Source organism: Pseudomonas sp. 9_2_1, from assembly GCF_059295275.1.
On record NZ_CM181239.1, the window covers coordinates 4,799,900 to 4,819,968 of the forward strand.

The following is a 20,069-nucleotide window of genomic DNA, read 5'->3' on the forward strand; positions in this document are numbered from 1 at the left end:
TGTACGGGGCGGGACGGACAAAAACCTGCGCCGAAACGCAAAGGCGCATCCATGTGGATGCGCCCGGGGACAGCTTACTCGACCTTGGTCTGTTCGCGCAGTCGGATGTGCAGCTCGCGCAGCGCCTTGGCATCGACCAGGCCAGGGGCCTGGGTCATGACGCACGCGGCGCTCTGGGTTTTCGGGAAGGCAATCACTTCACGGATCGACTGGGCGCCGGTCATCAGCATGACCAGGCGGTCCAGGCCGAAGGCCAGGCCACCGTGGGGCGGTGCACCGAACTTCAGGGCGTCGAGCAGGAAGCCGAACTTCTCTTCCTGTTCCTCTGCCTCGATGCCCAGCAGGCGGAACACCGCCTGTTGCATTTCTTTACGGTGGATACGGATCGAACCGCCACCCAGCTCGGTACCGTTCAGCACCATGTCGTAGGCACGCGACAGCGCCGTGGCCGGGTTGGCCTCGAGCTCTTCCGGCGAGCACTTCGGTGCGGTGAACGGGTGGTGCAGTGCAGTGAAGCTGCCGTCTTCGTTCTCTTCGAACATCGGGAAGTCGACGACCCACATCGGTGCCCACTCGCAGGTCAGCAGCTCGAAGTCGTGGCCCAGGCGGATACGCAGCGCGCCCAGGGCTTCGCTGACCACCTTGAACTTGTCGGCACCGAAGAACACGATGTCGCCGTCAACGGCGCCAACGCGGTCAAGGATGGTGTTGAGGTTGGCCTCGGGGATGTTCTTGACGATCGGCGACTGCAAGCCCTCGACGCCCTTGGCGCGCTCGTTGACCTTGATGTAGGCCAGGCCACGCGCACCGTAGATGCCGACAAACTTGGTGTACTCGTCGATCTTGCTGCGCGGCATGCTGGCACCGCCTGGCAGGCGCAGGGCGGTAACGCGGCATTTAGGATCGTTGGCAGGGCCGGCGAACACCTTGAAGTCGACGTCTTTCAACTGGTCGGCAACGTCGACCAGCTCCAGCGGGTTACGCAGGTCCGGCTTGTCGGAACCGTAGCGGCGCATGGCTTCTTCGAAGGTCATGTGCGGGAATTCGCCGAATTCCAGGTCCAGCACTTCCTTGAACAGCTTGCGGATCATGCTTTCGGTCAGGCCCATGATCTCGCTTTCATCGAGGAAGCTGGTCTCGATGTCGATCTGGGTGAATTCCGGCTGGCGGTCGGCACGCAAGTCTTCGTCACGGAAGCACTTGGCGATCTGGTAGTAACGGTCGAAACCGGCAACCATCAGCAGCTGCTTGAACAGCTGGGGCGACTGCGGCAGGGCGAAGAAGCTACCGGCGTGGGTACGGCTTGGTACCAGGTAGTCACGCGCGCCTTCCGGCGTGGCACGGGTCAGGATCGGCGTCTCGACGTCAAGGAAGCCGTTTTCGTCGAGGAAGCGACGGATGCTGCTGGTGATGCGCGAACGCAGGCGCAGCTTGTCGGCCATTTCCGGGCGACGCAGGTCGATGAAGCGGTAACGCAGGCGGGTTTCTTCGCCGACGTCGGAATATTCGTTCAGCGGGAACGGCGGGGTTTCAGCTTCGTTCAGCACGTTCAGCTGGTAGCCGAGGATCTCGATGCCACCGGAGGCCATGTTGGCGTTCACCGCACCTTCAGGGCGCTTGCGCACCTTGCCGGTGATCTGCACGACGTATTCGCTGCGCACGCGGTCGGCAGCAGCGAAGGTTTCGGCGCGATCCGGGTCGAACACGACCTGGGCCATGCCTTCGCGGTCACGGATGTCGAGGAAGATCACCCCGCCGTGGTCGCGGCGACGATGGACCCAGCCGCAAAGGGTGACTTCCTGGCCGTCCAGGCTCTCGTTCAGTTGGCCGCAATAATGGCTGCGCATCATGATGGTGGTTTCGCTTCTCGTGATTCGTGTATTCGGTGGAGGCCTTGGCCGCCCGGAGGGCTAATACTGCAAGACCCGGTCACAGCATTCAACTCAGTCGGCCTTGTCGCCGCCTGCAAGATTCTTTTTCGCCCCGGTCTTGAAGTCGGTTTCATACCAACCATTACCGCTCAGGCGGAAGCCCGGCACCGACAGCAGCTTCTTCAGGGCCGGCGCCTGGCAGGCCGGGCAATCGGTCAGCGGCGCGGCGCTGATTTTCTGCAGCGCTTCCATACGGTGCTCGCAGGACGCACATTGATAGTCATAAAGGGGCATGGGTGTCTCTCGTCAACCACAACGCTGGCTGCCGGGGCAGCAAAAAGCGGGATTATATATGGTTAACCGGCACTGCGCAGCCCGCCCGGCGATCAGCGCAAATTTGGTGGATCCTGCAGCCAGGCAACGCAGATTACCCGGATCAGCCCGCTGAAGTTGCGCACCCCACCCTGGCGCAGGTGCACTTCACGGTCCACGTAGGACAACACCGCACTGACCGAGCAGCGATTGGCGGCGGCGATGCGCTCGAGAATACCCCAGTAGACAGCCTCCAGGCGCAGACAGGTGGAAAACCCGTTGAGCCGCACCGAACGTGACACCGGCTGGGTTTGCAACATGTCGAAATCCGCCTTGAACGGATCAATGCACTGTTTTCCTGGCCAACGCCCCTGGTTAGCCACACGTTTGCTCGCTTGCATCATGCGCCACACTTCCTCGTCACAGGTACCAGGCGGCCTATGAAGCGCTGAAGGGCGAGCTCAAAACAGCGGCAAAATCTTCCTGCGGACTATGGAATGCCCGGTCGGGAATGCGCGACCGGGCCCCTGGCCCTGGGGCAATTACTTGCCGTCGAGCAACACACGCAGCATCCATGCGGTCTTTTCGTGAACCTGCATGCGCTGGGTCAGCAGGTCGGCAGTAGGCTCGTCACTGACCTTGTCCACCACCGGGAAGATACTGCGCGCGGTGCGCACCACGGCTTCCTGGCCCTGGACCAGCTGGCGGATCATCTCGTCGGCCGGGGGTACGCCTTCCTCCTCCTTGATGGACGAGTGGCGCGCATAGAATGCATACGACCCTGGCGCCGGGAAGCCCAGGGCCCGGATGCGCTCGGCGATCGAGTCGACCGCCAGTGCCAGTTCGTTGTACTGCTCTTCGAACATCAGGTGCAGGGTGCGGAACGACGGGCCGGTAACGTTCCAGTGAAAGTTATGGGTTTTCAGATACAGCACGTAGGTATCCGACAACAGGCGCGACAGCCCATCGACGATGGACTTGCGATCTTCTTCGCTGATACCGATATCGATTGCCATGAAGTTCCCCTTTCCATAAGGCTTGAGACTCAAGCGGACGCCGTCCACTGTAGCAATACTTGGCCGACCCCGCCCATGACATGGCGCAACACATCGGCTGGCATGGCCTGCGGTTTGAGTAGCCTGAGGCTTTGCTGTTAAATAGGCACGGTGCCACCCGTGCGGACTGTCATTGCCGGGTGCATAGGCTGGCCTGCCACGTGTTCGCGCTTTACACCTCATGCGCACCGTGCTGCCAGCTCTTCCTGTGATCGGCCTTATCAACTGTGAGCCAACCCCATGTTCAAGATCGTCCATCTGGTGACGGGCGTGGCAGCCTTGCTGCTATCGCTCATACCCAGCCTGAAAACCGATGCGACACCCTTCCTGCAGCAACCGGACGCGGTCTACCTGACCCTGCTCGGCCTGCTCAACCTGATCCTGGCCCCGGTGGTGCCACTGTACTACCGCGGTGCGCGGCAACAACTGCAGCACCTGGCCTGCGCCCTGCTGGTGGTAGCGGTGGTGCTGCAGACGCTGACGCTGCTGGCGCGCCCGGAAATGGGCAACCTTGCAGCACTGGTCTGCGCGACGCTGGCCGTGGCCCTGCACCTGGCCGTGGGCTTTGCCCGCAGCCCGCGCAAGGCGCGGCACAGCCAGCACGCGGCGCAAGAGGCCGGCAACCGGGATACCGGTACCGTCAAGTGGTTCAACACGTCGAAAGGCTTCGGCTTCATCTCCCGTGACTCGGGCGATGACATCTTCGTGCACTTTCGTGCCATTCGCGGCGAAGGCCATCGCATCCTGGTCGAAGGCCAGCGCGTGGAGTTTTCGGTGATGCACCGCGACAAGGGCCTGCAGGCCGAGGATGTGGTGGCGGTAACACGCCGCTGACCCCGCCTCAGCGCCGGTAGCGCATCAGCGATACCGGCGCAACGGCTTGAGCAATCAGTAATGAGGCGGTGGCGCCTCGTCCCCTTCGCTGCCGTACTGGCTGACCATTTCTGCATGGCGCTTGATCAGCTCGGCCACTTGCAACTGCAGCCGATCAATCACACGCCCCTGCTCGACTACCACATCGTTCAGCGCCTGGATGGTGTCATCCTGGAACGCCTGACGGGTTTCCAGCTCGACCATACGCATTTCCAGCGACATCTCAGGCCTCCTCGAAACCGGCAAGCTTCAGCCCCCGCAGGCGCTGACGAACGGCTTGCAACTGCTCATCGGTGTAGGCCACTGGTGGGCACTTGCCCCATACCGGTGCTGGCCAGGCGGCGTCGTCACGCTGGCGAACAATCACATGCATGTGCAACTGACTGACAACATTGCCCAGCGTGGCCACGTTCATCTTGTCGGCTGCGTAACTGGCCTTCAACGCTTCGGCCAGCAGGGTGGTTTCCTGCCACAACTGCTGTTGTTGCGCCGCATCGAGCTCGAACAGTTCACTGATGTCGGCACGTTTGGGCACCAGGATGAACCATGGGTAGTTGGCATCCTTGCTCAGCAGCAGCTGGCACAAGGCAAACTCTCCCAGCACCAGCGAATCCTGCTGCAAACGCGAATCGAGGACGAACACGGCATATCTCCTTAAGCAAAGCCAACCCGCTTCAAGCGGAAAACAGGCTGGCAAGGATACCCTGCACGTTCGCGGTAACACAGCGCTACTTTTCGCACCAAAATGAGGCCCCCGGCCACCCTTCACCACACTTGCCACCCCACAAACCACTCTGGATTAACTAGTTGCGGTAACACATTGACTTTCATGACAGCTTTTTAAATTTTAATGATTCTCGACTCCGGCACACCATCAGACAGCCATCGCCCCGTGTTTACGGGACTTTCCGACCCCCGGTATTGGGTTTTGTGAAAATTTCATGAAGTGTTGCGAATTTTGAGCACACTTGTTGCATTCCCTTCACGCCAAGTCGGCACGGCATCTGCAAGGGCAGGTGTACGCGACAAATAACAACAGCGGCATTGGTCACCAGGGAGTTTCCTCAGACAGATCCTGTAGTTACAGGTTTGTTACGGTCACGGAAACAGCGCTGGGGTTGTACGACCCCTCAACCGGGGCGTGGTTTGCGACATGGAACTACCTAAAAGCGACATGGCAAAAAAGTTCCGTAAAGAGTGCTTATAGCCATATCGCCAACAACAGTCAGCGTGCTATACATTTTCGCCGACATAACAAGAAAGAGCTGCACCATATAACTAAAACACATGGACGCAGCGGTACTCTTCCTAAAAAACCAAAGGAGCAAATCACGATGCGCGTGATGAAGTGGAGCATGATCGCCCTGGCCGTTGCGGCAGGGACCTCGCAGTTGGCTTTGGCCTCTTCCCAGGACGAGTCCAAGGGTTTCATCGAAGACAGCAAGCTGAACGTCAAGACCCGCATGCTGTACTTCAGCCGTGACTTCCGCAACAACGCGCCCGGCACCCAGAGCCGCGTTGAAGAAACCGGCCTTGGCTTCCTCGGCACCTTCGAGTCGGGCTTCACCCAGGGCACCGTAGGCTTTGGTATCGATGCCATCGGCATGCTCGGCCTCAAACTGGACAGCGGCCGCGGCCGCGCCGGCACCGGCCTGTTCCCGACCGGCTCCGACGGCCGCTCGCAAGATGATTACTCCGAAGGCGGTGGTGCGGTAAAACTGCGCGTTTCCGACACCGTGTTCAAATTCGGCGACCAGTTCACCGCGCTGCCAGTATTTGCCACCGACGACAGCCGCCTGCTGCCGGAAGTTGCCGAAGGTGGCCTGATCACCAGCAACGAAATCAAAGGCCTGACCCTGCATGCCGGTCACTTCACCGCGCTGAACGCACAGGCCCAGACCTATCACGACAGCTTGAACCTGACCGAGGCCAACGTCTTCGGTGGCACCTACGCCATTACCGATAGCCTCAGCAGCAGCGTGTACTACTCGCGCGTTGAAGACCACTTCCGCAAGTGGTACGGCAATATCAACTGGGCGCTGCCGATCAGCGACAAGCAAGGCCTGGTGTTCGACTTCAACATCTATGACACCAAGTCCATCGGTGACAACCGTACCGGCGCGTTCGTCAGCAAGTCCGACGGCAGCAACGACCTGGACAACATCGCAGCCAGCCTCTCGGCCGCCTACAACATTGGCGCCCACACCTTCACCCTGGCCTACCAGAAGGTCAGCGGCGACGGCGATTACGCCTACGGCGTCGACGGTGGCGGCACGGTATTCCTGGCCAACTCGGTTGCCCGTTCCGACTTCAACGCCGAAGACGAGAAATCCTGGCAAGCGCGCTACGACCTGAACTTCGCCGAGTTCGGCGTACCAGGCCTGACCTTCATGACCCGCTACGTTCGCGGTACCGGTGCAACCACCCGCACCACCGACAGCGGCAAGGAATGGGAACGCGACATCGACGTCAAGTACGTGCTGCAGGAAGGCCCGGCCAAGGACCTCAGCTTCCGTGTCCGTCAGGCCACCTACCGCTCGGGTGATGGCGTTTACTACGGTTCCCCGTCGATCGACGAACTGCGCCTGATCGTGGAGTACCCGCTGAGCATCCTGTAAGCCTGGCTTGCAGTGCCCCGCACCTGAAAAAGCCCGGCGATCACGCCGGGCTTTTTCTTGGCTGACAAGCGTCACGCCCTGGGGCATCCTGTACGCCATCGTTTCGCCCCCGTACAATGCGGGGCTATTTCAACGTCTTAGGCAATCGACACGGCTAACCATGCGCACCAGTCAATATTTGCTCGCCACCCAGAAAGAAACTCCTGCCGATGCAGTGGTCATCAGCCATCAGCTCATGCTGCGTGCCGGCATGATCCGCAAACTGGCCTCTGGCCTGTATACCTGGCTGCCGATGGGCCTGCGGGTAATGCGCAAGGTCGAGGCCGTGGTGCGCGAGGAAATGAACGCCGCCGGTGCCCTGGAAGTGCTGATGCCAAGCATCCAGCCTGCCGAACTGTGGCAGGAGTCCGGCCGCTGGGAGCAGTACGGCCCTGAACTGCTGCGCCTGAAAGACCGCCACCAGCGCGATTTCTGTGTAGGCCCTACCCACGAAGAGGTCATCACCGACCTGGCCCGCAACGAGCTGTCCAGCTACAAACAGCTGCCGCTCAACATGTACCAGATCCAGACCAAGTTCCGAGACGAGATCCGCCCGCGCTTCGGCCTGATGCGTGGCCGCGAGTTCATCATGAAGGACGCCTACTCGTTCCATGCCGATCAGGCTTCCCTGCAGGAAACCTACGACCGCATGCACCAGGCGTACAGCAACATCTTTAGCCGCCTGGGCCTGGATTTCCGCCCAGTGCAGGCCGACACCGGCTCCATCGGTGGCAGCTACTCGCACGAGTTCCACGTGCTGGCCGAGTCCGGCGAAGACGACGTGATCTTCAGCGACACCTCGGACTACGCCGCCAACATCGAGAAGGCCGAGGCCATCCCGCGTGAAACCGTGCGCCCTGCCCCAACCGAAGAGCTGCGCCTGGTCGACACCCCAGAGGCCAAGACCATTGCCCAGCTGGTGGAAAACCACGGCCTGGCGATCGAGAAAACCGTCAAGACCCTGATCGTGCGCGGCGCCGAGCAAGGCAAGCTGATCGCCCTGATCGTGCGTGGCGACCATGAACTGAACGAAATCAAGGCCACCAAGCTCGAGCAGGTTGCCGACCCGCTGGTCATGGCTACCGAAGCCGAACTGCGCGACGCCATCGGCGCCGGCGCCGGCTCGCTGGGGCCGCTGAACCTGCCGCTGGAAATCATCATCGACCGTTCGGTTGCCCTGATGAGCGACTTCGGCATCGGCGCCAACATCGATGACAAGCACTATTTCGGGGTCAACTGGGAGCGCGACCTGCCGGTGCCGCAGGTTGCCGACCTGCGCAACGTGGTCGCAGGCGACCCGAGCCCGGACGGCCAGGGCACCCTGGTGATCAAGCGCGGCATCGAAGTGGGCCACATCTTCCAGCTGGGCACCAAGTACAGCGAGGCGCTGAAGTGCCAGGTGCTGGGCGAAAACGGCAAGCCGGTGGTCCTGTCGATGGGCTGCTACGGGATTGGCGTGTCCCGCGTGGTCGCGGCGGCCATCGAGCAGAGCTATGACGACAAGGGCATCATCTGGAACGACGCCCTGGCCCCGTTCCAGATTGCCCTGGTACCGCTGCGCTACGAAACCGACGTGGTTCGCGAGGCAACCGACAAGCTCTACGCCGAGCTGACCGCCGCCGGCTTCGAAGTGCTGCTGGACGACCGCGACAAGAAGACCAGCCCAGGCATCAAGTTTGCCGACATGGAGCTGATCGGTATCCCGCACCGCATCGTCGTCAGCGATCGCGGCCTGGCCGACGGCAACCTGGAATACAAGCACCGCACCGAGCAGGAAGCTCAGCCATTGCCAGTCAATGAAGTGCTGACCTTCCTGCAGGCCCGCGTTCGCCGCTGATAACCAATGCACGAGTGATCATGTTCAAGCGAAGTACCATTACCCTTGGGGGCGCCGCACTTGGCGCCCTGCTCCTCGGCGGCTGCGCCAACCAGATGTCCCAGCGCAGCGACCATGAGGAGCGCGTCGAGCGCAAACTGCTCGAGCACACCCTGCAGATCGATGTCGGCGAGCCGAAGGTGATGGAGCTTCCGCAGCGACGTGTGCGCGTGCATGAGCAGAAGCGCTTCGAAGTCACCGAGTTTGAAGTCACTCGTCGCTATGACCGCTACACACCCTACCAGCCCTGGCGGGAGATCTACGAGATCCCGCTGGGCGCAGTGGCGGTGGTGGCCGGCGTCGGCGCCAATGTGGTCAATGTCTTCGCCTTGGGCAACCTGCCGCAAAGCATCACCCACGATTGGCTCAGCTACGGCGTGGACGGGCTCAACCCGTTCATGAACGTGCCGTCCAACGGCCGCGCCCAGCAGAACCTGGCGGGGATCAGCGAAGTGCAGAAAGGCAAGCGCGAGGAATCGACCAGCGTGCCCTGGAGCGAACGCCTGGTCGAGGTCAAGGCCGGCAAGATGACCCACGAGCTGACCACCGACAGGAGCGGCGTGCTACGCCTGAACCTGCTCGACAGCCCGTTCTCCGAACAGAACCTCAACCACGTCGGCACCCTGCATCTGCAGGTAGTCGACGAGGACAACGCGGTACGTGGCGACGCCAGCCTGCTGGTCAGTGCCACCCTGCGCAACAAGCTGCTCGAAGCCCATGAGCTGATTTTCGATGACCTCGAAGATGATGATGTCGGCCAGTGGGTACACCGGGTCAAGCGCCTGTCCGAGCTGGGCCTTGAAGAGGAAGCCAGCGAAATGGAACAGAGCCTGATCGAGCTGACGCGCAACGACCCTGAACTGCAGCAGGAATTCCTGCAGTCGTTGACCAAGGCTACTGGCCGCTTGGTGGCTGACCCCGGCGCGCAATAACCCGGCATGAACTGAAGCAGCGGCCTTGGCGCTTTCCCTCTTTATATAGGAGGGAACAGCTCCAGCTGCTCATGCGCCCCGCGCAGGTCGCGCAACCTCACCCCCACCCCCAGCAAGCGCACGGGCTTGCCGCCACGGGCGAACGCCTGGCCCAGCAGCTGCCGATAGCTTTCCAGGTCCCTGCCCGCCCCTGCCTGCTCCATGGTGGTCTGGCTGAAGTCATGGAACTTGACCTTGACGAACGGTTTGTCCGGCCGGTAACTGCTGTCCATGCGGGCGATACGCTCGTTCAGGCTGTCCAGCAGCTCCGGCAGCCGCGCCAGGCAGCTGGCCAGGTCTGGCAGGTCGGTGTCGTAGGTGTTTTCCACGCTGACCGACTGGCGACGGCTATCGTTATGCACCGCCCGCTCATCCACCCCGCGTGCCAGCCCCCAGAGGCGCTCGCCAAACGTACCGAACTCCCGCACCAGCGCCAGGCGCGACCATTCACGCAGTTGCAGGCAGGTTTCGATGCCCAGCCGGGTCATTTTTTCTGCCGTGACTTTGCCCACCCCGTGCAACCTGGCCACCGGCAGCGCCGCGACGAACGTTTCCACTTCGCCCGGGGTGATCACGAACAGCCCGTTTGGCTTGCGCCAGTCACTGGCAATCTTGGCCAGGAACTTGTTGGGCGCGACCCCCGCCGACACGGTGATATGCAATGTGCGGGCGACGCGCCGGCGAATGTCCTCGGCAATTCGGGTGGCGCTGCCGGCATACCATTGGCTGTCACTGACATCCAGATACGCTTCATCCAGCGACAGGGGCTCGATCAGCTCGGTGTAGTCGCGAAAGATGGTGTGGATTTCCCGTGAGGCTTCGCGATAGGCCTCGAAGCGCGGCTTGACGATCAGCAGGTCAGGGCACAGCTTGAGTGCGTGCCGGGACGACATGGCCGAGCGTACCCCGTAGGCGCGCGCTTCATAGTTGCAGGTGGCAATGACCCCACGACGATCGGCAGAGCCCCCCACTGCCATGGGCTTGCCGGCCAGGCGCGGGTCGTCACGCATCTCGATCGCGGCGTAGAAACAATCGCAGTCGACGTGGATGATCTTGCGCAAGGACATGGATGACCGTCAGCACTGTAAATTCATACAGATAGTATCGCATGCGCCCTATTCTGAAACAGCTCAGCCACATTGCCACGCGATAATCGGCCTGAAAGCCCCGCCGCGCCTGGGCCAAGTCAGGTTATCAAGCGCTAAGGGATTGAACAAAAACGGTTTTTCTACAAAATTTGCTTGACACCCGGCAGTAAATCCGTAGAATTCGATCTCACAGGCGCGGGATGGAGCAGCCTGGTAGCTCGTCGGGCTCATAACCCGAAGGTCGTCGGTTCAAATCCGGCTCCCGCAACCAGATTCGAGAAAAGGCCACTGTTAACGCAGTGGCCTTTTTCTTTGGCCTCGAAAAAGGCCTCGTTAGAATATTGTGATAAATCAACAACTAACGTTTGACAAAGGTTCAGGAAACTGTAGAATCCGCCCCACAGACGCGGGATGGAGCAGTCTGGTAGCTCGTCGGGCTCATAACCCGAAGGTCGTCGGTTCAAATCCGGCTCCCGCAACCAGCTTCAAGAAAAGGCCACTGTTCATACAGTGGCCTTTTTGTTTGCTCGCAATAACACGCCAGCAAAAGATTTTCGAATATCAGTGACAATCGCTTGACACAATGTTCGTTCGCTGTAGAATGCGCACCTCTGACGCGGGATGGAGCAGTCTGGTAGCTCGTCGGGCTCATAACCCGAAGGTCGTCGGTTCAAATCCGGCTCCCGCAACCATATTCGTCAGAACAAACCCCGCCTGTGTAACAGCAGCGCGGGGTTTGTTGTTTCTGCCCTTCCGTCTTTTCGTCACTTCGATTTTCCCCGCCCTCCAGCCAACCCGCAGGCTTGAGGTGCCGTGCCCAGGATGAACTATCTTTAACCCGGCCAGGCCGCTGAAAGCGGTTGAGGTCGGAGTAACATTGGATACGTTTTCCTAAGGGACTTTCACTTGGCCGCGCCTTTCCTTCACCTCGCGCTAGCTGCCCGGGGTACTTCATGACTTCGCACAACCCAGAACCCCCGGTGCCGCTCGCTTCGGCGCTGCCCGGTGCCGTGCAACGCCTGCCCTTGCTCGAACGCCTCAGCCGCTACCGTCAGCCCATCGGCCTGGTGGTGACGCTGGTGCTGTTCACCATGGCCTTGATTGCCTGCCGCCACCTGCTGAGCGAGCTGGACATCTATGCGTTGCACGATGCCATGCTCAGCGTGCCGGCCCAGTCATTGCTGGGCGCCTTGCTGGCGACCGTGATCGGCTTCGTGATCCTGCTGGGCTATGAATGGTCGGCCAGCCGCTATGCCGGGGTGAAGCTGCCGGTGGGCACCCTGCTGATGGGCGGCTTCAGCGCCTTCGCCATCGGCAACGCCATCGGCCTGTCGATGCTGTCAGGGGGCTCGGTGCGCTACCGGCTGTATGCACGCCAGGGCCTTGGCGCGGGCGAAGTTGCACGGATGACCGTGTTTGCCAGCCTGTCACTGGGCTGCGCATTGCCGCCGCTGGCCGCCGTGGCCACCCTGAGCGACCTGCCTGCCGCCTCGACCGCGCTGGGCTTGTCAGCTGGCCTGCTGGCGGGTATCGCCACGGCCGTGCTGGTGACGTCCGGCCTGCTGGTGCTGGGCTTGTACCGCCGGCGCCTGGCAGAGCAACCGCTGGCCAATAACCTGCTGGTGCAGCTGGGTCGCCGCACGCTGCGCCTGCCCGGCGCCCGCCTGGCCGCCCTGCAATTGCTGATTACTGCACTGGATGTGGCTGCTGCCGCCACCGTGCTCTATCTGTTGCTGCCTGAAGCACCGCCTTTCGGCGCGTTTGTGCTGGTGTACCTGCTGGCCCTGGCGGCGGGCGTGCTCAGCCACGTACCAGGCGGCGTCGGGGTGTTTGAAGCGATCCTGCTGGCGGCCTTTGCCGACCAGCTCGGCGCCGCACCGCTGGCAGCCGCCCTGCTGCTGTACCGACTGATCTACGTGGTGCTGCCGCTGTTACTGGCCTGTGTGTTGCTGCTGGCCAACGAAGCCCGGCGCCTGCTGTTTGCGCAACAGGCCATCAAGGCCGCCTCCGGGCTGGCCGCGCCGATCCTGTCGATTCTGGTGTTTCTGTCCGGCGTGGTGCTGCTGTTCTCCGGCGCCACGCCGGAGATCGATACACGCCTGGAGCACATGGGCTTTCTGGTGCCGCACCGCCTGATCGATGCCTCGCACTTCGGCGCCAGCCTGATCGGCGTGCTGTGCCTGCTGTTGGCCCAGGGCCTGCGCCGGCGGCTGTCCGCCGCCTGGCTGCTGACCACCGTGCTGCTGCTGGTCGGCGCCCTGCTGTCGCTGCTCAAGGGATTTGACTGGGAAGAGGCGAGCCTGCTGACGTTTACCGCCATCCTCCTGGCCGTGTTTCGTCGCTCGTTCTACCGCCCTAGCCGCCTGCTGGAGCTACCGTTTTCGCCGGTGTTTCTGGTGGCCAGCGCCTGCACGGTCGGCGCATCGGTGTGGCTGCTGCTGTTCGCCTATCAGGATGTGCCTTACAGCCATCAGCTGTGGTGGCAGTTCACCCTTGATGCCGACGCGCCACGTGGCCTGCGCGCGGCGATGGGCAGCGCCTTGCTGCTGGCAGCCGTGGCGCTGACCTGGCTGCTGCGTACCGCCCCACCAGTGATCCACCTGCCCGATGAACAAGAGCTGCAACGCGCCAACCGTATTCTGCTGGCTTCCGACCAGCCCGACGGTGGCCTGGCGCTGACCGGCGACAAGGCGCTGCTGTTCCACCCAGGTGACAACGCCTTCCTCATGTACGCCCGGCGTGGCCGCAGCCTGGTGGCGTTGTACGACCCGATCGGCCCGGCCCAGGAGCGCGCAGAAATGATCTGGCAGTTCCGCGACCTGTGCGACCTGCACCACGCGCGACCGGTGTTCTACCAGGTGCGCGCCGAGAACCTGCCATTCTACATGGACATCGGCCTGACGGCGCTGAAGCTGGGCGAAGAAGCCCGGGTCGACTTGCGCCGCTTCGACCTCGAAGCCAAGGGCAAGGAAATGAAAGACCTGCGCTACACCTGGAACCGCGGCGGGCGCGATGGCCTCAGCCTGGAAATCCACGAGCACGGTCATGCCCCGCTGGCCGAGCTGAAGGAGATTTCCGACGCCTGGCTCAGCGGCAAGAATGTGCGTGAGAAAGGCTTCTCGCTGGGGCGCTTCAGCCCCGAATACCTGCAGCACTTCCGCATCGCCCTGATTCGCTTCCAGGGCCGCCCGGTGGCCTTCGCCAACCTGCTGGAAACCCATGGCAACGAACTGGCAAGCCTCGACTTGATGCGTGCGCATCCCGAAGCACCCAAGCTGACCATGGAGTTCATGATGATCGGCCTGATCCTGCACTACAAGAGCCATGACTACGCCCGCTTCAGCCTGGGCATGGTGCCACTTTCCGGCTTGCAACCACGGCGTGGTGCACCCTTGACCCAACGCCTGGGCTCCATGGTCTTCCGCCGTGGCGAGCAGCTTTACAACTTCCAAGGCTTGCGGCGCTTCAAGGACAAGTTCCAGCCGGACTGGGAACCCCGCTACATGGCCGTGCCAGCCGGGCTCGACCCGCTGGTGGCACTGGCCGACACCGCCGCCCTGATTGCTGGCGGCCTGACTGGATTGGTGAAACGTTGATGACCCGACGCTATTGGCTGTACCTGCTTGTTCCCCTGCTGCTGGCGGCCCTTGGCGGCGCTGCGGCCTTCTGGTTATGGACCCGCCCCGCCCCCGAGGCGCGCCTGGAGCAACTCACCCTCAATGACACGGCTATCACCCGCGTCACCCCTGGCGTGCACCCCAAGGCGCGGGTGGCCATCGGCGTGCCGCAGGACCAGGCGCTGACCGACAAACAGCTGCTGGACCTGAGCCAGGCAGGTGAGGCGCAACTGGTGCAGGTGATCCTGCCACCGAACGACTGCACCCGGCAGCAACAGGCAATGGACCAGGCCGTGGCGCAGCTGTCCGAGAAGCCAACCCTGGTCGCCGGTATCGGCCCAGGCGCCGCACAAGCCTGGCGCTGGCTGGCCACCCAGACAGACGACAAGGCCAGGGCGATTTCCGTGGACTTCACCGTCGAGCAACCCGGCTGCCAGGTCGCGCTGCCGAAAGCGGCTGCCCACGGCCACTGGAACGTCGCCTGGAACGACAACCCCGATGACGCCAGCGCCGCATTCGTGCGCGACCAGGCCAATGCCGAAACCAGCATCAGCGACTACGACATCCACCTGCCACAAGTGCTCAAGGCCCAGTTGACCCAGGCCCTGGTCGGTCACGATGGCAATGCCCTGGCCATACCGGTGGTCGAGGTACCGGCCGGGCAAACGACCGACACGGTCACCCTGTTCCTCTCCGGTGACGGCGGCTGGCGCGACCTGGACCGCGACGTGGCCGGGGAAATGGCCAAGCTCGGCTACCCGGTGGTTGGCATCGACACACTGCGCTACTACTGGCAGCACAAGACCCCGGAGCAAAGTGCCGCCGACCTTTCCGAACTGATGCAGCACTACCGGCAGAAGTGGGGCACCAAGCGCTTCGTGCTGACCGGTTATTCGTTTGGTGCGGATGTGCTGCCGGCGATCTACAACCGCCTGCCAGCCGAGGACCAGCAACGTATCGATGCGGTGCTGCTGCTGGCCTTCGCCCGCAGCGGCAGCTTCGAGATCGAGGTTGAAGGCTGGCTGGGCAAGGAAGGCCAGGAAGCGCCAACCGGGCCGGAGATGGCCAGGCTGCCGGCGTCCAAGGTGGTGTGTGTGTATGGCGTAGAGGAGACCGACGAGAGCGGCTGTACCGACAAGACCGCTGTGGGCGAACGCCTGAAGCTGCCGGGTGGTCACCACTTCGACGAGAACTACCCGGCGCTGGCCAAGCGCTTGATTGGTGAAATCGAGACCCGCCAAGGCAAGTCGAGCGTAGCAGAACAGAACTGACATGAATCGGGGCCGCTTTGCGGCCCATCGCCGGCAAGCCAGGCTCCCACAAATACTGCGCAATTATTCAACATGACGCGGTCCCGGCGGGAGTCTGGCTTGCCAGCGATGGGCTGCAAAGCAGCCCTTTAGCCATCAGATCTCGACCTGGGTCCCCAGCTCGATTACCCGGTTCAGCGGCAAGTTGAAGAAGCGCAGGTTACCGTTGGCATTCTTCAACAAGAACGCGAACAGGTTGCCCCGCCAGCGCGACATCCCTTCCAGCCGAGAAGCAATCACCGTCTCGCGGCTGAGGAAGTAGGTGGTGCGCATAGGCGTGAAGTTCAGGTCGTCCAGATGGCACAGCTTCAGGGCCGCCGGCACGTCCGGCTCGTCCATGAAGCCAAAGTGCAACAGCACCCTGAAGAAGCCGTCGCCGTAGGCCTCCACTTCGAAGCGTTCCTGCTCCGGCACGCGCGGCCGGTCTTCGCTGACCACCGTCAACAACACCACCTGGCTGTGCAGCACCTGGTTATGCAGCATGTTGTGCAGCAACGCATGGGGCACCGCATCGGAGCGCGCCGTGAGGAACACCGCCGTGCCCTCGACCCGGTGCGGCGGCTGAATGCGGATACTGCTGATGAACAGCGGCAACGGCAGCGCGCCTTCGTCGATACGCTCCATCAGGATCTGCTTGCCGCGTTTCCAGGTGCTCATCAACAGGAACAGCACACCGCCGGCCAGCACCGGGAAGGCACCGCCCTGGACGATTTTCGGCACGTTGGCGGCAAAGAACAGCCCGTCGACGAACAGGAAACCAAGCAGGATCGGCACCGCCAGCAGCGGCGGCCACTTCCACAGCAGCAGCATCACTGCCGAAACCAGGATGGTGGTCATCAACATGGTGCCGGTCACCGCCACGCCGTAGGCCGCAGCCAGGGCGCCGGATGACTCGAAGCCGATCACCAGCAGCACCACGCCCACCATCAGCGTCCAGTTCACCGCACCAATGTAGATCTGCCCCTGCTCGTCACTGGAGGTGTGCTGGATCTGCATGCGCGGGATGTAGCCCAGCTGGATGGCCTGCCGGGTCAGGGAGAAGGCACCCGAGATGACTGCCTGCGAAGCGATCACCGTGGACATGGTGGCGAGGCCGACCAACGGCAGCAGCGCCCAGCTCGGCGCCAACAGGTAGAACGGGTTGCGCGCCGCGTCAGGGTTTTGCAGCAGCAATGCACCTTGCCCGAAGTAATTGAGCACCAGCGCTGGCAGCACCAGGATGAACCAGGCCCGGGCAATCGGCTTGCGGCCGAAGTGCCCCATGTCGGCGTACAGTGCTTCGGCACCGGTCAGCGCCAGCACCACCGCACCGAGAATGGCCACGCCCATGCCGGGATGGACTACGAAGAAGTTGACTGCCCAGCCCGGGTTGAACGCCTTGAGCACTTCCGGGCTCTGGGAAATGCCATGCACGCCCAACGCGCCCAGCACCACGAACCAGGTGACCATGATCGGGCCGAACAGCTTGCCGATCTTCTCGGTGCCATGCTTCTGTACCAGGAACAGCGCCACCAGCACCACCAGCGAAATCGGCACCACCCAGTGGTCGATGCCGTCGAAGGCCAGGCCCATGCCCTCCACGGCCGACAGCACCGACACCGCCGGGGTGATCATGCTGTCGCCGTAGAACAGCGACGCGCCGATCAGGCCACAGATCACCATCAACGTGCGCAGCCGCGGATACGCCGCCGTGGCCCGCCGCGCCAGGGCGGTCAGCGCCATGGTGCCGCCCTCGCCCTGGTTGTCGGCGCGCAGGATGAACATCACGTACTTGAACGAAACCACCCACAGCAGCGACCACAATATCAGCGACAGGATGCCCAGCACGCCATCGTGGTTGACCGGCACCCCGTAACCGCCGGTAAAGACTTCCTTGAGGGTATACAACGGGCTGGTGCCGATATCGCCATACACCACCCCGACCGCCGCCACGAGCAGGCCCACCGACCGCGCCGCACCCTGCTTGCCCTCGTGCCCGCCCTCAGCGTGACTGCTTGCCTGAAACATCGACCACTCCCGCACGCGGCCATCACGGCCCTTGATATTCAATCTGCCGCCAAGCGCTCGCAGGCACCTTGACGTAAAGGCGCGAAGCATAGCGCAGCGTTCGTCGTATTTCTGCTGGTCAAGCGCCCCTGCGCTCGCTAGAATTGCGCACTTTTTGATCAGAGGCGCAAAAAAGCGCCCGTCAAGCTCGCCCCCGATTCCGGCCGGGCGACCTGCATTCAATACCGAGGTTAGTCATGTCCACCACGCCCGCCACCCCCAAGGTAGGTTTCGTAAGCCTGGGTTGCCCAAAAGCCCTGGTCGATTCCGAGCGCATCCTTACCCAGCTGCGCATGGAAGGCTATGAAGTCGTGCCCACCTACGAGGACGCCGACGTGGTGGTGGTCAACACCTGCGGCTTCATCGACAGCGCCAAGGCCGAGTCGCTGGAAGTGATCGGCGAAGCGATCAAGGAAAACGGCAAGGTCATCGTCACCGGCTGCATGGGTGTCGAAGAAGGCAGCATCCGTGACGTGCACCCCAGCGTGCTGTCGGTCACCGGCCCACAGCAGTACGAGCAGGTGGTCAACGCCGTGCACGAAGTGGTACCGCCGCGCCAGGACCACAACCCGCTGATCGACCTGGTGCCGCCACAGGGCATCAAGCTGACCCCGCGTCACTACGCGTACCTGAAAATTTCCGAAGGCTGCAACCACAGTTGCAGCTTCTGCATCATTCCGTCGATGCGCGGCAAGCTGGTCAGCCGCCCGGTGGGCGAAGTGCTGAGCGAAGCCGAGCGCCTGGTCAAGGCCGGGGTCAAGGAGATCCTGGTAATCTCCCAGGACACCAGCGCCTACGGCGTCGACGTCAAGTACAAGACCGACTTCTGGAACGGCCGCCCGGTCAAGACCCGCATGCTGGAGCTGTGCGAGGCCCTGAGCAGCCTGGGTGCCTGGGTTCGCCTGCACTATGTGTATCCGTACCCGAACGTCGACGACGTGATCCCGCTGATGGCCGCCGGCAAGATCCTGCCGTACCTGGACATCCCGTTCCAGCACGCCAGCCCGAAAGTGCTCAAGTCGATGAAGCGCCCGGCCTTCGAAGACCGTACCCTGGCGCGTATCAAGAACTGGCGCGAGCAGTGCCCGGAGCTGGTAATACGCTCCACCTTCATCGTCGGCTTCCCTGGCGAGACCGAGGAAGACTTCCAGTACCTGCTGGACTGGCTGACCGAGGCGCAGTTGGACCGCGTGGGCTGCTTCCAGTATTCGCCAGTCGAGGGCGCCCCGGCCAACGACCTGGGCCTGGAAGAGGTGCCGGATGACGTCAAGCAGGAACGTTGGGACCGCTTCATGGCCCACCAGCAGGCCATCAGCACGGCGCGCCTGCAACTGCGTATCGGCAAGGAAATCGAAGTATTGATCGATGAAGTCGAGGAGCAGGGTTCGGTTGGCCGCAGCTTCTTTGATGCCCCTGAAATCGACGGCAGCGTGTTCATCGACGGCGACCATGGCTTCAAGCCAGGCGACAAGGTCCGTTGCCGTGTGGTGGATGCCGACGAATACGATATGTGGGCTGAGCCTGTCTGACGGGTCTGAAAGCTGAAAAAGCCCCCGCCCCGGCACTCCCCACCAGGAATGCCCGGGGCAGGGGCTTTTTTTGTCAGAACGTGTGAAACAGCATCAGGCCGCCCTCGGCATCCGGGCTGGCGTCCGAGAACCCCTTCACCGCGTAGAGCTGGACCTTCCACTGCTGGTTGAGCTTGTGGGTCAGGAACAGGGTGAGCTCCTGGATCTGCGACCCCCTCGAGACCACTTTCTGCCGCCAGTCGTAGGAGGCGCCTGCCGACGTGCCTGTAGCCACAGGTATGGCGAAGCCGAGGCTGACAAATACCGGGTCGTCAAAATCGCTGTCGGGCGGGTCGCCGAACTTTTTCCAGCCCAAAGTTGCGAAGCCGGTGACAGGGCCGAAGGCCTTGGCGATGTCGACCTGGGCGGTGTAGTCGTACTCACCGGTGCCCAGGCACTGATCTTCATCGGCAGTGGGGAATTTGATCTTGCCGATCAGGTCGAGCATCACGCCGCCATCGTTGCCATCGAGCAGGGCATAACCGGCGCTGGCAACGGTATCGCCCAGCCCGCTTTCGACATTGCGGCAGCCACCGGGCAAGGGGTCGCCATTGGGGCCTACTTCGGGGTTGGTGATGCGCAGCCAGGGCACGGTGACCTTGTAGGTCATGGGCCCGGTTTCATATTTACCGACCACGGGAACGTACCAGATCTCCGAAGTGGTGCCGGTGCCATAGTCGCCGCTCGAATAGTCCATGCCCATGGCGGCGCTAAAGGTATCGGCCAAGGCCGGCGCACTGATACAAGACAGCAAGCAGGCGAAAACAGGAAGCGCGGGTCTCATCTGCACCTCAGTACCCTTCGGGTATGTGATCGGACTTACCC

At 62.4% G+C, this 20,069-nt stretch carries 16 protein-coding genes and 3 tRNA genes; 10 read left to right on the top strand and 9 right to left on the bottom strand.

From position 1 onward, the window contains the following. Window positions 1–74: 74 nt before the first annotated feature. The 4 genes from aspS to AC5O5I_RS21800 form a co-directional block, all read right to left on the bottom strand. Window positions 75–1,850 carry an aspartate--tRNA ligase gene (aspS, locus tag AC5O5I_RS21785; protein WP_172230850.1) on the bottom strand — a complete coding sequence of 592 codons (1,776 nt, stop codon included), beginning with the start codon at window positions 1,848–1,850 and terminating at the stop codon, window positions 75–77. A gap of 93 nt (window positions 1,851–1,943) precedes the next feature. After that, window positions 1,944–2,165, bottom strand: a complete 222-nt coding sequence (locus tag AC5O5I_RS21790) for an FmdB family zinc ribbon protein (RefSeq protein ID WP_016498320.1) — start codon at window positions 2,163–2,165, stop codon at window positions 1,944–1,946. Between the two features lie 92 nt (window positions 2,166–2,257). Beyond that, window positions 2,258–2,587, bottom strand: coding sequence for a ribbon-helix-helix domain-containing protein (locus AC5O5I_RS21795; protein WP_172230853.1), 330 nt, complete (start codon window positions 2,585–2,587; stop codon window positions 2,258–2,260). 138 nt (window positions 2,588–2,725) lie between these two features. Further along, the gene (locus AC5O5I_RS21800; protein WP_003254783.1) at window positions 2,726–3,199 is read right to left on the bottom strand and encodes a Dps family protein; all 474 of its coding nucleotides are present in this window, start codon (window positions 3,197–3,199) and stop codon (window positions 2,726–2,728) included. A gap of 279 nt (window positions 3,200–3,478) precedes the next feature. On the opposite strand from AC5O5I_RS21800, the gene AC5O5I_RS21805 reads away from it, so the two are divergent. After that, window positions 3,479–4,072 (top strand): cold-shock protein, encoded by a 594-nt coding sequence (locus tag AC5O5I_RS21805; protein WP_172230856.1) that lies wholly within the window; start codon window positions 3,479–3,481, stop codon window positions 4,070–4,072. Window positions 4,073–4,126: 54 nt separating this feature from the next. Here the strand turns inward: AC5O5I_RS21805 and AC5O5I_RS21810 are convergent, their stop codons facing one another. Beyond that, window positions 4,127–4,333: a SlyX family protein gene (locus AC5O5I_RS21810; RefSeq protein ID WP_172230859.1), complete on the bottom strand. Its 207-nt coding sequence runs from the start codon at window positions 4,331–4,333 to the stop codon at window positions 4,127–4,129. A 1-nt stretch (window position 4,334) separates the two neighbouring features. Then, the gene (locus AC5O5I_RS21815) at window positions 4,335–4,754 is read right to left on the bottom strand and encodes an HIT family protein (RefSeq protein WP_172285495.1); all 420 of its coding nucleotides are present in this window, start codon (window positions 4,752–4,754) and stop codon (window positions 4,335–4,337) included. Between the two features lie 691 nt (window positions 4,755–5,445). Between AC5O5I_RS21815 and AC5O5I_RS21820 the strand changes: the two genes are divergently transcribed. The 3 genes from AC5O5I_RS21820 to AC5O5I_RS21830 all read left to right on the top strand — a co-directional run bounded on the left by AC5O5I_RS21820 (window position 5,446) and on the right by AC5O5I_RS21830 (window position 9,576). Beyond that, a complete protein-coding gene (locus tag AC5O5I_RS21820) occupies window positions 5,446–6,729 on the top strand; it encodes an OprD family porin (protein WP_172219677.1) in 1,284 nt (427 codons plus the stop codon). Between the two features lie 160 nt (window positions 6,730–6,889). After that, window positions 6,890–8,605: a proline--tRNA ligase gene (locus AC5O5I_RS21825; RefSeq protein ID WP_172219679.1), complete on the top strand. Its 1,716-nt coding sequence runs from the start codon at window positions 6,890–6,892 to the stop codon at window positions 8,603–8,605. 20 nt (window positions 8,606–8,625) lie between these two features. Next, window positions 8,626–9,576 carry a hypothetical protein gene (locus AC5O5I_RS21830; protein ID WP_172219681.1) on the top strand — a complete coding sequence of 317 codons (951 nt, stop codon included), beginning with the start codon at window positions 8,626–8,628 and terminating at the stop codon, window positions 9,574–9,576. A gap of 41 nt (window positions 9,577–9,617) precedes the next feature. On the opposite strand, the gene dinB is transcribed toward AC5O5I_RS21830, so the two are convergent. Next, the gene (gene dinB / locus AC5O5I_RS21835) at window positions 9,618–10,676 is read right to left on the bottom strand and encodes a DNA polymerase IV (protein WP_172219750.1); all 1,059 of its coding nucleotides are present in this window, start codon (window positions 10,674–10,676) and stop codon (window positions 9,618–9,620) included. 221 nt (window positions 10,677–10,897) lie between these two features. Between dinB and AC5O5I_RS21840 the strand changes: the two genes are divergently transcribed. The 5 genes from AC5O5I_RS21840 to AC5O5I_RS21860 all read left to right on the top strand — a co-directional run bounded on the left by AC5O5I_RS21840 (window position 10,898) and on the right by AC5O5I_RS21860 (window position 15,591). Then, window positions 10,898–10,974, top strand: a tRNA-Met gene (locus AC5O5I_RS21840). Window positions 10,975–11,108: 134 nt separating this feature from the next. Then, a tRNA-Met gene (locus tag AC5O5I_RS21845) sits at window positions 11,109–11,185 on the top strand. Window positions 11,186–11,318: 133 nt separating this feature from the next. Beyond that, window positions 11,319–11,395, top strand: a tRNA-Met gene (locus AC5O5I_RS21850). A 261-nt stretch (window positions 11,396–11,656) separates the two neighbouring features. After that, the gene (gene mprF / locus AC5O5I_RS21855) at window positions 11,657–14,299 is read left to right on the top strand and encodes a bifunctional lysylphosphatidylglycerol flippase/synthetase MprF (protein ID WP_172287489.1); all 2,643 of its coding nucleotides are present in this window, start codon (window positions 11,657–11,659) and stop codon (window positions 14,297–14,299) included. Further along, window positions 14,299–15,591, top strand: coding sequence for a virulence factor family protein (locus AC5O5I_RS21860; protein ID WP_494511543.1), 1,293 nt, complete (start codon window positions 14,299–14,301; stop codon window positions 15,589–15,591). Before mprF ends, AC5O5I_RS21860 begins: the two co-directional genes overlap by 1 nt. A 135-nt stretch (window positions 15,592–15,726) precedes the next feature. On the opposite strand, the gene AC5O5I_RS21865 is transcribed toward AC5O5I_RS21860, so the two are convergent. Beyond that, window positions 15,727–17,637, bottom strand: coding sequence for a potassium transporter Kup (locus tag AC5O5I_RS21865; RefSeq protein WP_494511544.1), 1,911 nt, complete (start codon window positions 17,635–17,637; stop codon window positions 15,727–15,729). A 236-nt stretch (window positions 17,638–17,873) separates the two neighbouring features. Between AC5O5I_RS21865 and rimO the strand changes: the two genes are divergently transcribed. Next, on the top strand, window positions 17,874–19,205 hold the full coding sequence (gene rimO / locus AC5O5I_RS21870; protein ID WP_172219689.1) for a 30S ribosomal protein S12 methylthiotransferase RimO: 1,332 nt from the start codon (window positions 17,874–17,876) through the stop codon (window positions 19,203–19,205). Window positions 19,206–19,278: 73 nt separating this feature from the next. Here the strand turns inward: rimO and AC5O5I_RS21875 are convergent, their stop codons facing one another. Continuing rightward, window positions 19,279–20,028, bottom strand: a complete 750-nt coding sequence (locus tag AC5O5I_RS21875) for a hypothetical protein (RefSeq protein WP_494511545.1) — start codon at window positions 20,026–20,028, stop codon at window positions 19,279–19,281. Window positions 20,029–20,069 lie beyond the last annotated feature (41 nt).

What these genes read in the sequence shown, in the direction of transcription:
- rimO (WP_172219689.1), top strand. Translation starts at nt 17,874, where the DNA reads ATGTCCACCACGCCCGCCACCCCCAAGGTAGGTTTCGTAAGCCTGGGT.
- AC5O5I_RS21820 (WP_172219677.1), top strand. Translation starts at nt 5,446, where the DNA reads ATGCGCGTGATGAAGTGGAGCATGATCGCCCTGGCCGTTGCGGCAGGG.
- AC5O5I_RS21810 (WP_172230859.1), bottom strand. Translation starts at nt 4,333, where the DNA reads ATGTCGCTGGAAATGCGTATGGTCGAGCTGGAAACCCGTCAGGCGTTC.
- AC5O5I_RS21805 (WP_172230856.1), top strand. Translation starts at nt 3,479, where the DNA reads ATGTTCAAGATCGTCCATCTGGTGACGGGCGTGGCAGCCTTGCTGCTA.
- AC5O5I_RS21790 (WP_016498320.1), bottom strand. Translation starts at nt 2,165, where the DNA reads ATGCCCCTTTATGACTATCAATGTGCGTCCTGCGAGCACCGTATGGAA.
- AC5O5I_RS21795 (WP_172230853.1), bottom strand. Translation starts at nt 2,587, where the DNA reads ATGATGCAAGCGAGCAAACGTGTGGCTAACCAGGGGCGTTGGCCAGGA.
- AC5O5I_RS21875 (WP_494511545.1), bottom strand. Translation starts at nt 20,028, where the DNA reads ATGAGACCCGCGCTTCCTGTTTTCGCCTGCTTGCTGTCTTGTATCAGT.
- AC5O5I_RS21825 (WP_172219679.1), top strand. Translation starts at nt 6,890, where the DNA reads ATGCGCACCAGTCAATATTTGCTCGCCACCCAGAAAGAAACTCCTGCC.
- AC5O5I_RS21800 (WP_003254783.1), bottom strand. Translation starts at nt 3,199, where the DNA reads ATGGCAATCGATATCGGTATCAGCGAAGAAGATCGCAAGTCCATCGTC.
- AC5O5I_RS21865 (WP_494511544.1), bottom strand. Translation starts at nt 17,637, where the DNA reads ATGTTTCAGGCAAGCAGTCACGCTGAGGGCGGGCACGAGGGCAAGCAG.
- aspS (WP_172230850.1), bottom strand. Translation starts at nt 1,850, where the DNA reads ATGATGCGCAGCCATTATTGCGGCCAACTGAACGAGAGCCTGGACGGC.
- AC5O5I_RS21860 (WP_494511543.1), top strand. Translation starts at nt 14,299, where the DNA reads ATGACCCGACGCTATTGGCTGTACCTGCTTGTTCCCCTGCTGCTGGCG.
- mprF (WP_172287489.1), top strand. Translation starts at nt 11,657, where the DNA reads ATGACTTCGCACAACCCAGAACCCCCGGTGCCGCTCGCTTCGGCGCTG.
- AC5O5I_RS21830 (WP_172219681.1), top strand. Translation starts at nt 8,626, where the DNA reads ATGTTCAAGCGAAGTACCATTACCCTTGGGGGCGCCGCACTTGGCGCC.